This is a genomic window from Streptomyces sp. NBC_00224 (assembly GCF_041435195.1).
Lineage (GTDB): Bacteria > Actinomycetota > Actinomycetes > Streptomycetales > Streptomycetaceae > Streptomyces.
This window is the reverse complement of the sequence record NZ_CP108106.1, coordinates 1,945,443-1,958,075: the sequence shown is the minus strand read 5'-3', so window position 1 is coordinate 1,958,075 and position 12,633 is coordinate 1,945,443. Positions and strand designations below refer to the sequence as shown.

Annotated in this window: 12 protein-coding genes; 2 read left to right on the top strand and 10 right to left on the bottom strand. The window is 73.2% G+C overall.

Annotation, left to right across the window (positions count from 1 at the left end):
* The first annotated feature begins 62 nt into the window (after positions 1-62).
* Entirely contained in the window at positions 63-350 is a 288-nt protein-coding gene (locus OG965_RS08710) for a holin (protein ID WP_371650866.1), read from the top strand.
* Between the two features lie 32 nt (positions 351-382).
* Here the strand turns inward: OG965_RS08710 and OG965_RS08705 are convergent, their stop codons facing one another.
* From OG965_RS08705 to bioB, 9 genes are all read right to left on the bottom strand, one after another.
* A complete protein-coding gene (locus OG965_RS08705) occupies positions 383-1,402 on the bottom strand; it encodes a hemolysin family protein (RefSeq protein ID WP_371650864.1) in 1,020 nt (339 codons plus the stop codon).
* Positions 1,399-2,964: a hemolysin family protein gene (locus OG965_RS08700; RefSeq protein WP_371650862.1), complete on the bottom strand. Its 1,566-nt coding sequence runs from the start codon at positions 2,962-2,964 to the stop codon at positions 1,399-1,401. The genes OG965_RS08705 and OG965_RS08700 overlap by 4 nt, the downstream gene beginning before the upstream one ends.
* A gap of 264 nt (positions 2,965-3,228) precedes the next feature.
* Entirely contained in the window at positions 3,229-5,793 is a 2,565-nt protein-coding gene (locus tag OG965_RS08695) for an ABC transporter permease (protein WP_371650860.1), read from the bottom strand.
* A gap of 6 nt (positions 5,794-5,799) precedes the next feature.
* Positions 5,800-6,624: an ABC transporter ATP-binding protein gene (locus OG965_RS08690; protein ID WP_371650858.1), complete on the bottom strand. Its 825-nt coding sequence runs from the start codon at positions 6,622-6,624 to the stop codon at positions 5,800-5,802.
* Positions 6,625-6,740: 116 nt separating this feature from the next.
* A complete protein-coding gene (locus tag OG965_RS08685) occupies positions 6,741-7,412 on the bottom strand; it encodes a class I SAM-dependent methyltransferase (protein ID WP_371650856.1) in 672 nt (223 codons plus the stop codon).
* Between the two features lie 118 nt (positions 7,413-7,530).
* Positions 7,531-7,884 (bottom strand): VOC family protein, encoded by a 354-nt coding sequence (locus tag OG965_RS08680; protein WP_371650854.1) that lies wholly within the window; start codon positions 7,882-7,884, stop codon positions 7,531-7,533.
* On the bottom strand, positions 7,884-8,576 hold the full coding sequence (gene bioD, locus OG965_RS08675) for a dethiobiotin synthase (RefSeq protein WP_371650852.1): 693 nt from the start codon (positions 8,574-8,576) through the stop codon (positions 7,884-7,886). The genes OG965_RS08680 and bioD overlap by 1 nt, the downstream gene beginning before the upstream one ends.
* Positions 8,576-9,892: an adenosylmethionine--8-amino-7-oxononanoate transaminase gene (locus OG965_RS08670; RefSeq protein WP_371650850.1), complete on the bottom strand. Its 1,317-nt coding sequence runs from the start codon at positions 9,890-9,892 to the stop codon at positions 8,576-8,578. The genes bioD and OG965_RS08670 overlap by 1 nt, the downstream gene beginning before the upstream one ends.
* Positions 9,885-11,078, bottom strand: coding sequence for a biotin synthase BioB (gene bioB / locus OG965_RS08665; protein ID WP_371650848.1), 1,194 nt, complete (start codon positions 11,076-11,078; stop codon positions 9,885-9,887). The genes OG965_RS08670 and bioB overlap by 8 nt, the downstream gene beginning before the upstream one ends.
* A gap of 144 nt (positions 11,079-11,222) precedes the next feature.
* Between bioB and OG965_RS08660 the strand changes: the two genes are divergently transcribed.
* Complete coding sequence (locus tag OG965_RS08660) at positions 11,223-12,365, top strand: 8-amino-7-oxononanoate synthase (RefSeq protein ID WP_371650846.1); 1,143 nt, start codon at positions 11,223-11,225, stop codon at positions 12,363-12,365.
* A gap of 16 nt (positions 12,366-12,381) precedes the next feature.
* On the opposite strand, the gene OG965_RS08655 is transcribed toward OG965_RS08660, so the two are convergent.
* Positions 12,382-12,627 (bottom strand): DUF397 domain-containing protein, encoded by a 246-nt coding sequence (locus OG965_RS08655; protein WP_371656888.1) that lies wholly within the window; start codon positions 12,625-12,627, stop codon positions 12,382-12,384.
* Between the last annotated feature and the right edge of the window lie 6 nt (positions 12,628-12,633).

The following is a 12,633-nucleotide window of genomic DNA, read 5'->3' as shown; positions in this document are numbered from 1 at the left end:
CCCTTTGTATCCAGACCACTTGATCGCGCACTGACCAACACGTACGAGAGAGCGAGCGTTCCATGTTCACCAAAGCCTTCTGGAAGGCCACTGCCGAGCGGGCCATCCGGACGTTCGCCCAGTCGCTCGCGGCGGTCCTGACGGCCGGGGCGACCAACCTGTTCGACGTGGACTGGAAGGCGGCGCTCGCCACCGCGGGTCTGGCGACGCTGCTCTCCGTGCTGATGGCCGTCGGCTCGTCGAGCCTGGGGCGGCCGGGCCCGGGCCTCACCGAGACCACGGGACCCGACGCCCCCGCCGAGCCGGCGAAGGCACCGGGAACCGAAAGCGCCGCCAAGCCCGTTGTATAGGCGGCGCCCCGCCGCCCCCGAGCGCGTCCGTCCTACGCCGTGTCCGGTCTGCCGACCAGCTCGCGCAGGACGTCCTCCATCGTGACCAGGCCCGACAGCCGTCCGTCCTCGTCGAGCACCGCCGCGAGGTGCGTACGGCTGCGGCGCATGGCGGTCAGCACGTCGTCGAGCGGCGTCGACGTCCGGACCCGGGCGATCGGCCACAGGGCCGTCACCGGGAACGGCACGTCGCGCGGGGTCGCGTCGAGCGCGTCCTTGACGTGCAGATAGCCGAGGATGCGGTTGCCCGCGTCCACGACCGGGAAGCGGGAGAAGCCCGACAGGGCGGCGAGCCGCTCCAGCTCCTCCGGGGTCGTGCCGACCGGGGTGTGCACGACCTTCTCCAGCGGGACGACCACGTCCTGGACGGGGCGGCGCCCCAGCTCCAGGGCGTCGTGCAGCCGCTCGGCGGCCCGGTCGTCGAGCAGCCCGGCGTCGCCCGCGTCCCGGACCATCCGGGCCAGCTCGTCGTCGGAGAACGTCGCCGCGACCTCGTTCTTGGTCTCCACCCGCAACAGCTTGAGCAGGGTGTTGGCGAAGGCGTTGATCGCGAAGATCACCGGGCGCAGCGCCCGGGCGAGCGTCACCAGCGGTGGGCCGAGCAGCAGCGCGGTCCTGGCCGGCTCGGCCAGCGCGATGTTCTTCGGCACCATCTCGCCGAGCAGCATGTGGAGATAGGTGGCGAGCGCCAGCGCGATGAAGAAGGAGACCGGGCGCGCCGCGCCGTCGGGCATCCCGACCAGGTGGAACACCGGCTCCAGGAGGTGCTCGATGGCGGGCTCGGCGACCACGCCGAGCACCAGGGTGCACAGCGTGATGCCCAGCTGCGCCGCCGCCATCAGCGCGGAGACGTGCTCCAGACCCCAGATCACGCTGCGCGCACGGCGGTTGCCCTGCTCGGCGAGCGGTTCGACCTGGCTGCGGCGCACCGAGATCAGCGCGAACTCGGCGCCGACGAAGAAGGCGTTGACGACCAGCGTCGCCAGACCGATCAGCAACTGGATGACGGTCATCGGCCGGCCCCCTCGTCGCCCGGAGCCTCGGAGCCCTCAGGCCCGACGGAGCCCTCAGGCCCGACGGAGCCCTCAGGCCCCTCGGAACCCTCAGGCCCCTCGCGGTCACCGGAACCGTCGCGGCCGTCGCGCCGCGCACCCCTGCCGCGCCGAGCACCCCCGTGCCTCCGGTGCCCGTCCTGCCCGCGGCGCCCCGCGCCCCGGTGCTCCCTGCGGCGGCGGGAGCCATCCTCCTCGTCCTCGCCGTCCCCGTCGCCGGGCAGCGGCGCGTGCAGCAGGACGCGCGCGGCGCGTCGGCCGGACGCGTCGACGACGTCGAGCCGCCAGCCGGCCAGCTCCACGCTGTCGCCGAGGGCCGGGATCCGGCCCAGCCCGGTGGCGATCAGGCCCGCCAGCGTCTCGTACGGGCCCTCCGGGACGCGCAGCCCGATGGCCTCCAGCTGGTCGGTGCGCGCGGCGCCGTCGGCCGAGTAGAGCGCGCGCCCGTCGGCGTCCTCGCCGGCCCGGGCCAGGTCGGACGTCTCGTGCGGGTCGTGCTCGTCCCGCACCTCGCCGACGACCTCCTCGACGATGTCCTCCAGGGTGACGACCCCGGCCGTACCGCCGTACTCGTCGATGACCACGGCCATGGTCCGCCGTCCGTACAGCTGGTCGAGCAGCCGGTCCACGGTCAGCGTCTCCGGTACGAGCAGCGGCTCGCGCAGCAGCTCGGTGACCGGGTGGCGGGGGCGCTGTTCGGCGGGGATGGCGAGGACGTCCTTGATGTGGGCGATGCCGACGACCGTGTCGAGGCTGCCCCGGTAGACGGGGAAGCGGGAGAGCCCCGTCGCGCGCGTGGCGTTCGCTACGTCCTCGGCGGTGGCGTGCACCTCCAGCGCGGTGACCTGCACACGGGGCGTCATCACGTTCTCGGCGTCGAGTTCCGCCAGATTGAGCGTACGGACGAAGAGCTCGGCGGTGTCCTCTTCGAGGGCGCCCTCCTTGGCAGAGTGGCGGGCGAGTGCGACCAGCTCCTGCGGGGTGCGGGCGGAGGCCAGCTCCTCGGCGGGCTCCAGGCCCAGACGGCGCACCATGTGGTTGGCGGTGTTGTTGAGGTGGCTGATGAAGGGGCGGAAGGCCGCGCTGAAGGCGCGCTGCGGCGTGGCGACGACCTTCGCCACCGCCAGCGGCGAGGAGATGGCCCAGTTCTTGGGGACGAGCTCGCCGACGACCATCAGGAAGACGGTCGACAGGGCGGTGCCGAGGACCAGCGCCGCCGAGTGGGAAACGGCGTCTGACAGCCCCAGAGAGCCCAGCGGGCCGCTGATCAGCTTGGCGATCGACGGCTCGGCGAGCATGCCGATCACCAGGTTGGTGACGGTGATGCCGAGCTGCGCGCCGGAAAGCTGGAAGGTGAGGCTGCGGACGGCCTTGAGGGCGCTGCTCGCGCCGCGCTCGCCGCTCTCGACGGCCCGCTCCAGCTCGCTGCGCTCCACGGTGGTGAGGGAGAATTCGGCCGCCACGAAGGCCCCGCAGGCCAGCGACAGCAGCACGGCCACCACGAGCAGAAGCACTTCGGTCATCGGTTCACCTCCGTCCCATGATCGGGCAGGGCCAGGAGGATCGCGCGATGTCGCGTACCGGTACGGGGACGGGTACTGGGAGGCTCGCCCATGGGCGGACGCTCACACCTTTCAGTCGTGGGTAGGTCCACCCATGGTAAAGCACTGGCAAAATGGCAGTTCGGGGAGGCTCCGGAGGCCGGGAAGACCCGAGGTCACGGGCTCACCCCGCAGCACACAAGCCGCCCCCGCGTCCGAGCCTCCGCCCGTCCTCCCCGCCGCCCGCTACTCGTGCGCGATCGCCGCCAGCACGTTCATCCGCGACGCGCGCAGCGCCGGGAGCAGCGCCGCGAGGAGGCCCACGGCCGCCGCGCCCACCGCGACCGCGATCACCGTGGACCAGGGCACGGCGAACGCCTTGAGGCCCTGGAGTGCGAGCACCTGCTGGATTCCCACGCCCCACACCATGCCGAGGACGAGTCCGAGGAGCGCCCCGAACACCGCGATCACCACCGACTCCAGCCGGATCATGCGCCGCAGCTGGACCCGCGAGAGCCCGATGGCGCGCAGCAGCCCGATCTCGCGGGTGCGCTCCACCACCGACAGGGCCAGGGTGTTGACCACGCCGAGCACCGCGATGACGATCGCCAGGCCGAGCAGCGCGTACACCAGGTAGAGCATTACCGCGATCTGGTCGCGGATCAGCTTCTTGTAGTCCGCCTGGTCCCTCACCTGCACCTGCGGATACGGGTCCAGGGTCTTGTCCAGCGCGGCCCGCAGCTCGTCCGCACCGGTGCCGCCGCTCGCGTTGACGTACACCGCCGCGTCCTGGCCGCCCGGAAGGTAGCGCTCCACGGTGGCCAGGCCCATGAACACCCCGCCCTCCACGCCGAAGCCGCCCGAGGTGTCCATGTCGGTCAGGGCGGCGACCCGCAGCCGTGCCCTGCCGCCGGTGGCGAAGGTGACGGGGAGGGTGTCGCCGAGGCGGACGCGGTGGTCGCGCGCGTAGGTGCGGTCCATCGCGAGGTTGCCGGGGGCGAGCGCCTCCGCCGAACCGCCCGCCGTATAGGTGATGTGGGCGACGTCGTCGAGCTGGGGGTCGTAGCCGGACGCCGTCGTCTCGGGCGTCTTCCCGTCGGGCAGCGTCAGCCGCAGGGGCGCGAACCGCTGGCGGACGACGGTCTCCGTGCCCTTCACCGTGCGCACCTTGTCGGTGATCTCCTGCGGGAACGGCTGAAAATTGCCGTTCTGTACGACGAAGTCGGCGCCCAGCGTCTTGTCGATCTGCTGGTCGAACGACTTGGTCATGGAGGCACTGGCCACCGAGAGCCCGGCCACCAGGGCGATGCCCACCATCAGGGCGGACGCGGTCGCGCCCGTGCGGCGCGGGTTGCGCAGCGCGTTGCGCTGGCTCATCCGGCCCACCGGACCGTACAGCCGGGGGAACGCGGCGCCGAGCACCCGGATCACCGGCCGGACCAGGAGCGGCCCGGCCACCACGGTCGCGATCAGCGTGAGCACCACGCCGAGCCCGAGCAGCGAGGACGAGGTGGCGGTCCTGGTGGAGGTGGCGCACCCCGTGAGCGCGGCCGCACCCGCGAGCGTGAGCACGGATCCCACCACGGCCCGCACCTTCAACGGCCGCCCGATGCCGGAGACTTCGGCGTCCGCGAGCGCCGCCATGGGGGAGACCCTGGCGGCCCGGCGGGCGGGCAGATAGGCGGCCACGAACGTCACGCCGACGCCCACCGCGTACGCCGCCACCGGCGTCCCCCAGCCGATCACCATCTCGGCGGTGCTGAGCTTCATCCCGAACGCGCCCATCAGCGCCATCAGACCGGCGGCAAGACCGATCCCCGCGCCGAGGCCGAGGGTGGAGCCGACCAGGCCGAGCAGCAGCGCTTCGAGCAGCACCGACCGGCGCACCTGCCGCCGGTCGGCGCCGAGCGCCCGCAACAGGCCCAGCTCACGGGTGCGTTGGGCGATCAGCATCGAGAAGGTGTTGACGATCAGGAAGATGCCCACGAGCGTGGCCACACCGGCGAAGCCCAACATCACGTATTTGATGACGTCGAGGAATCCGCCCAGCTCGTCGGCGGCCGACTTGGCCTGCTGGGCGGCCGTCTTGATCTCGTACGAGCCGCCGACGGCCGCCGTGACGCGCTGCTTGAGCACCTCGTCGGACACCCCGGCGGCCGCGTCCACCGAGATGGCGGTGGCCGCGTCCGCCTTGCCCAGGAGCCGGGTCTGCGCGGTCGGGGTGTCCAGGAACACCAGCGCCGCACCGGGGTTGGTGGTGGTGAAGGTGGCGATGCCGACGACCTCGACCTTGAAGGAGCCGGGCTGGGCCAGCACGGTGAGCGGGTCCCCGACGCGGACGTGCTTCTTGTCGGCGGTGTCCTTGTCGAGCAGCGCTTCGCCCGGGCCGTGCGGCTCGTGGCCGCTGGTCAGCTTCACCGGGCTGCGTTCGGTGACGTACCAGTTGGTGGCGATGGTGGGGGCGCCGGTGGTCGGCCCGACCGAGTCGTTGGCGCGGTCGACGACGGTGATGTTCTCGACGGCCGCGTCGACGTGCGTGGCGGCCACGCCGTCGACACCCGCGAGCTTCGCCGCGAGCGAGGCGGGGACCGTACGGGTCACCCCGGACGGCACGCGTTCGTCGAGGCCCTTGGGCGGCCCGACCGTGACGTCCGCGGACGTCGAGGCGAAGAGCCGGTCGAAGGTACGGGCCACGGTGTCCGAGAAGATCAGCGAACCGGCGACGAACGCCACCGAGAGGATCACCGCGAGCGCGGACAGCAGCAGCCGTCCCTTGTGGGCGAGGAAACTGCGCAGGGTCGCCTTCAGCACGGCCGCTCAGCCCTTCCGCAGCGGGTCGAAGCCGGGGTTGCCGTCCTCGGCGGTGGCCGTGTCCGTACCCGGCCCGCCGGAGAAGAGCCGCAGCCGGTCCAGGACCGCCTCCGCGGTCGGCCGGGGCATCTCGTCGACGATCCGCCCGTCGGCCAGGAACAGCACCAGGTCGGACCGGCCCGCCGCGACCGGGTCGTGGGTGACCATGACCACCGTCTGTCCCAGCCGGTCCACGGCCTCCCGCAGGAAGGTGAGCACCTCGGCCCCGGCCCGCGAGTCGAGGTTGCCGGTCGGCTCGTCCGCGAAGATCAGCTCAGGGCGGGACGCCAGCGCCCGCGCGCACGCCACCCGCTGCTGCTGGCCGCCGGAGAGCTGGGCGGGCCGGTGCCGCAGCCGGTCGCGCAGCCCGAGCGTGTCGATGACCTGTTCCAGCCACTCCCGGTCGGGTTTGCGCCCGGCGATGTCCATCGGCAGCGTGATGTTCTCGGCGGCGGTGAGCGTCGGCAGGAGATTGAACGCCTGGAACATAAAGCCGATCCGGTCCCGCCGCAGCCGCGTCAGCTCGCGCTCCTTGAGCCCGGTGATCTCGGTGTCGCCGAGCCACACCTGGCCCGCCGAGACCGAGTCGAGCCCGGCCAGGCAGTGCATCAGGGTGGACTTGCCCGAGCCCGACGGGCCCATGACCGCGGTGAACCGGCCGCGCGCGATGTCCACGTCGACCGAGTCGAGTGCCAGGACCGCCGTCTCGCCCGTGCCGTACGCCTTGGTCAGCGCCCGGGCCCGCGCGGCGACCCCTTCCGTTGCCGCTGTGGCCGCTGCGGGTGTGGACAAGGCCGCCTCCCGGGTCGTTGCGTCATGGCTGGACCGACTCCCGTACGGCATACGAGAGTAGAGGCGCGGACCGGCCCGGGCCATCCGGCGGAAGCAGGAGATCCGCCGGGAAGGGATCAGCCGGGATCCGGGCGCCGTGCCGTGCCGAGCACATGGGGCGACGCCGGGTGCCGCGGCCCCCTCTCGGGCACCCGCAGCCGGCGGCACGCGACCAGTTCGAAGCCCGCCGCCTCGATCGCCGCGAGCGGATCGCGCGAGGTGTGGCACCCGCCGAGGAGCAGCGGCCACAGCGTCCGGTCCGCTGCGCGCTGGACGGCCGCGAGGGCCCGGCTCTCGGCCCGCACGTGCTCGTAGAACCGCAGCTCGCCGCCGGGGCGCAGGACCCGGCGGATCTCGGCGAGCGAGCGGTCCACATCGCGTACGGAACACAGCACCAGCGAGACCACGGCCGCGTCGAACGCCTCGCTCTTGACCGGCAGCGCCTCGGCCGCCCCGGGCACCACGTCGACCGGCACCTCCGCGCGCAGCGCCGCCCGGACGGCCAGCGCGCGCAGCCCGCGCTCGGGCTCGATGGCGACCACTTCGGACACGCCGCCCGGATAGTGCGGGAAGTTCAGGCCGTTGCCCGCGCCGATCTCGATGACCCGGCCGGAGAGCCCGGCCAGCAGCTCGCGGCGGTGTGCGGCGACGCCCGCCCGCAGGTCGGCCGCCTCGCTGTACCGGCCGTAGAAGCGGGCGAACAGGGGATGGTGCACGGCGTCCGGGGCGATCTTGGCGCGCTTCGCCATGGGGGACCCTCCAACGACGGGCGGGAGAAACGGGCGGGGCGGACACAGTGATTGTCCCCGCCCCGGCCCCACGTCACCCGTACGCGGTCCCGTCCCTGCCCCCCTCCTGCGACGGCCGTCAGCCGCTCACGAAGCAGAACTCGTTCCCCTCGGGGTCGCGCATCACCTGGAACGCGCCCTGGGCGTCCGTCACGATCGCGCCCACCGACCGCGCGCCGAGGCGCACCGCGGCGGCGCGGGCCCGGGCGACGTCCTCCACCACGAGGTCGAGGTGGAGCCGGTTCTTGCCCGCCTTCGCCTCCGGCACCCGCTGGAAGGCGAGCCGCGGTGTGCCGGGCGCGTCGAGGTACGCCCAGCCCGCGTCGCGGATCACCGGGGCGCCGCCGAGCAGCGCCGCCCAGAACCGCGCCAGGCGGTCCGGCGCGGCGCAGTCGACGACGATCTGGTTCAGCCGTGCCCGTAAGACCGCCATCACAGGCTCCAGCCGCCGCCGAGCTCCGGACCGAGCCAGCCGGGCGCCGCCGCACGGAAGTCGGCGCCGGAGAGCTGCCCGGCCCCTTCCGGCACCAGCCCGACCAGGGGCGAGCCTGCGGACTCCGGCAGGTCCGCCAGATTGCAGCGGGACGCCAGGTCCGGCTCGGCGGGCCAGCTGCCCACGACCACGCCCGCACACCGAATGCCCCGGGCCCGCAGTGCCTCGCCGGTCAGCGCCGCCATGTTAAGCGTGCCGAGGCCGGCCGGGGTGACGACCAGGACGGGCGCGGCAAGCAGCCGGGCCACGTCCGCGAGCGTGCCGCCCTCGTCGTCGAGGCGGACCAGGAGCCCGCCCGCGCCCTCCACGAGGACCAGGTCGTGCTCGGTGGCCAGCTTCTCGGCCGCCTCGGCGACCTCCTCGGGGCGCACGGCCGCCATCCCGGCCCGCCGTGCGGCCGTGTTGGGGGCCAGCGGCTCGGGGAAGCGGGCGAGTTCGGCGCCGGTGATGTCGTCGCCCGCCAGGCGCAGCACCTCCGCCACGTCGCCGTGCTCGCCGGGTGCGACCCCGGTCTGGGCCGGCTTGAGGACGGCGACCGTGCGTCCGGCGGCTCGTGCCAGCGCGGCGACGGCAGCCGTGACGACCGTCTTGCCGATCTCCGTCCCCGTGCCGCTCACTACCAGAACCGTCATCAGCCCTCCCGAGCCGCGGCGCCCACGGCACGGCAGATGCGCGCCAGGTCCTCGTCGTTCGTCACATAGGGCGGCATCGTGTAGATCAGGTCGCGGAACGGGCGCAGCCACACGCCCTCGCGGATCGCAGCCCGGGTCGCCGCCGCCATGTCCACCTCGTGGTCGAGCTGGACGACGCCGATGGCGCCGAGGACGCGGACGTCCTTGACCCCGGGCGCCCCGGCGAGCTCGCCCAGACCGTCGCGCATCCCCGTCCCCAGGCGCTTGATCTCGCCCTGCCAGTCCTGGGAGAGCAGCAGGTCGATCGAGGCGCAGGCGACGGAGGCGGCCAGCGGGTTGCCCATGTACGTCGGGCCGTGCGCCAGGACCGGGACCTCGCCCGAGGAGATGCCCTCGGCCACCCGGGTGGTGCAGAGTGTCGCGGCCATCGAGAGGTAGCCGCCGGTCATCGCCTTGCCCACGCACAGCACATCGGGCGACACGGCGGCGTGCTCGGACGCGAACAGTGTGCCGGTGCGGCCGAAGCCGGTGGCGATCTCGTCGAACACCAGCAGCACGCCGTGCTCGTCGCACGCCTCGCGCAGCACCCGCAGATAGGCGGGGGAGTGGAACCGCATCCCGCCCGCGTTCTGCACCACCGGCTCGACGATCACCGCCGCCACCTCGTCCGCGTGGCGCGCGATCAGCTCCCGCAGATGGCGTACGTAGGCCTCGTCCGGCTCCGCGTCGTACCCGGTGGGGGGCGCGTCCGCGAAGACCTGCTCCGGCAGCCGGCCGGACCACAGGGAGTGCATGCCGCCCTCCGGGTCGCACACCGACATCGGCTGCCAGGTGTCGCCGTGGTAGCCGCCGCGCCAGGTCAGCAGGCGCTGCTTGCGCGGCTGCCCGACCGACTTCCAGTACTGCAGGCACATCTTGATGGCGACCTCGACCGACACCGAGCCGGAGTCGCTGAGGAAGACGTGCTGGAGCGGCTCGGGGGTGATCTCGACGAGCTTGGTGCTGAGGCGCACGGCGGGCTCGTGGGTGAGCCCGCCGAACATCACATGGCTCATCCGGTCCAGCTGGCCGCGCACGGCCTCGTCCAGGACCGGGTGGCGGTAGCCGTGCAGCGCCGACCACCAGGACGCCATGCCGTCGACCAGCTCGCGCTGTCCGTGCGCCTCCTCGGCGAGCCGCAGCCGCACCCCGGACGCGGACTCCACGACCAGCGGTTCCTGGCGGCCCGGCATCGGGCCGTAGGGGTGCCAGACGTGCTGGCGGTCCAGGGCCCGCAGCTCGGCGACGTCGTAACCGGGTGTCGTCGGGTCAGGCATTGGGGGCCAGGTCCGTGCCCGCGCCGCGGCGGCGCACCGCCACCAGGTCCGTACGCGCCTCGGAGACCTCGGCCACGGCGGCCGGAGTGCTCTCGGAGCCGCACGGGCCGCAGGCGCCGCCCTCGTGCGAGCCGCAGCCGCTCTGCGCGTGCGAGCCGCAGCCCGCGCCGGCCATCGCGTCGGCGCGGTGCCCGGGCAGCGTGGTCGTGCCCGTGCCCTCCACCTCGAAGCCGGCGTCCGCGATCATCTCCAGGTCGGCCTTGCCCTCCTGGCCCTCACTGGTGAGGTAGTCGCCGAGGAAGATCGAGTTGACCAGGTTGAGGGCGAGCGGCTGCATCGAGCGCAGATGCACCTCGCGGCCGCCCGCGAGCCGTACCTCGACGTCCGGGCAGACGAACCGGACCATCGCGAGGATGCGCAGACACCGCTGCGGGGTGAGGTTCCACTCCTTGCCGAGCGGGGTGCCCTCGAACGGGATGAGGAAGTTGACCGGCACCGAGTCCGGGTCGAGCTCGCGCAGCGCGAAGACGACGTCGACCAGGTCCTCGTCCGTCTCGCCCATGCCCGCGATCAGACCGGAGCAGGCGGAGAGCCCGGCGGAGTGCGCCTTCTGCACAGTGTCGACGCGGTCGGCGTAGGTGTGGGTGGTCGTGATGTCCCCGTACGTCCCCTCGGACGTGTTGAGGTTGTGGTTGTACGCGTCGGCGCCCGCCGCGCGCAGCCGCTCGGCCTGGCCGTCGGAGAGCAGACCGAGGCAGGCGCACACCTCGACGCCCTCGTTCTGCTCCTTGATCGCCTCGATGGTCTGCGAGACGCGGTCCACGTCGCGGTCGGTCGGGCCGCGGCCCGAGGCCACCAGGCAGACCCGCTTGGCGCCGCCCGCGACACCGGCGGCGGCCGCCTTGGACGCCTCGTCCGGCTTCAGCCAGGTGTACTTGAGGATCTCGGCCTTGGAGCCCAGCCGCTGCGAGCAGTACGAGCAGTCCTCGGGGCACAGTCCGGACTTCAGGTTCACCAGGTAGTTCAGCTTCACCCGGCGCCCGAACCACTGACGGCGCACCTTGCCGGCCGCGGCCACCACGTCGAGCAGTTCCTCGTCGGAGGTCGCCAGTACGGCGAGCGCCTCTTCACGGCTCGGCAGCTCGCGCCGCAGCCCCTTGTCCACCAGCGTGTTCAGCAGGTCCATGGCGCCGATCCTTGCCGAAAACCCCCGCCCCAGCCAAGGAGGGATCGTACAACTGCGCTCCCGGAAGGTGTGTGTATTGCCACACCCTGACCTCGCCCGTCCAGGAATAGGGTCTGTCCGCTGCCTACAAAAGGGATCTCCACCATGCCCCGAGCGCCATTCGACTGGATCGACGGAGCGACCGAGCGGCGCGAGCGCGCCGGTCTCGTACGGGTGCTGCGGCCGCGCGCCGCCGACCAGGACCTCCTGGATCTGGCGAGCAACGACTACCTGGGGCTCACCCGGCACCCGGCGGTCACCCGGGGCGCCGCCGACGCGGCGCTGCGCTGGGGCGCCGGATCCACTGGATCGCGCCTGGTCACCGGCACCACCGCGCTCCACACCGAGCTGGAGGACGCGCTCGCCCGGTTCTGCGGGTTCGAGGCGGCGCTCGTGTTCTCCTCCGGGTACGCGGCCAACCTCGCCGCGCTGACCGCCCTCGGCGAGCGGGACGCGCTGATCGTCTCCGACGCGGGCAACCACGCCTCGATCGTCGACGGCTGCCGGCTGTCGCGCGCGGAGACCGAGGTGGTCCCGCACGCCGACCCCGAGGCCGTACGCAAGGCCCTGGACGCCCACGGCGGGCCCGCGCTCGTGGTGAGCGACTCGGTCTTCTCGGTGGACGGCGACGCCGCACCGCTGCCCGGACTCGCCGCCGCCTGCCGGGAGTTCGGCGCGGCGCTCGTGGTGGACGACGCCCACGGCCTGGGAGTCCTGGGCGAGGGCGGGCGGGGCGGGCTGCACGCCGCCGGGCTGGCGGGCGCGGACGACGTGGTGGCCACCCTCACCCTGTCGAAGTCGCTCGGCAGTCAGGGCGGCGCGGTCCTGGGCCCCGCCCGGGTCATCCGGCACCTGGTCAACGCCGCCCGTACGTTCATCTTCGACACCGGGCTCGCACCCGCGGCGGTGGGCGGCGCGCTCGCGGCGCTGCGGCTCCTGGAGGCCGAGCCGGAGCGGGCGGGGCGGGCCCGGGCCGTGGCCGCCGAACTGTACGAACGGCTGACGGCGGCGGGCCTGGAGGCGGCGCGCCCGGACGCGGCCGTGGTCTCGGTGCGGGCGCCGTCGCCGGAGCGGGCGGTGGCCTGGGCGGCCGACTGCCGGGGCGCGGGTCTGGCGGTGGGGTGCTTCCGGCCGCCGTCGGTGCCGGACGGCATCTCCCGGCTGCGGCTGACCGCCCGGGCCGATCTGAGCGAGTCTCAGATCCAGTGGGCGGTGGACACGATCCTGCGGACCGGGCCCACCGCCTAGTCCCCCGTTCGCATTCTCAACTCCTGCTGTCGGGCGCCTCGTTGAGCTCGACCGGCAGGCCGGAAAGGAAGCTGTGCCAGGCCCGCGCTCCGAAGAGCAGCGCGGGTCCGGCGGTCCGCTTGGAATCACGGACGGCGAGCAGTCCGGCGTCGAGGAATGCGGCCTCGACGCAATTGTTCATTCCTGTACTACGGCTGCTGCGCCGCCACTGCGCACCGTTCAGAGAAGTGCTGGAAGGTACATGCGCGAGGGGTGCGGGCATCATGCC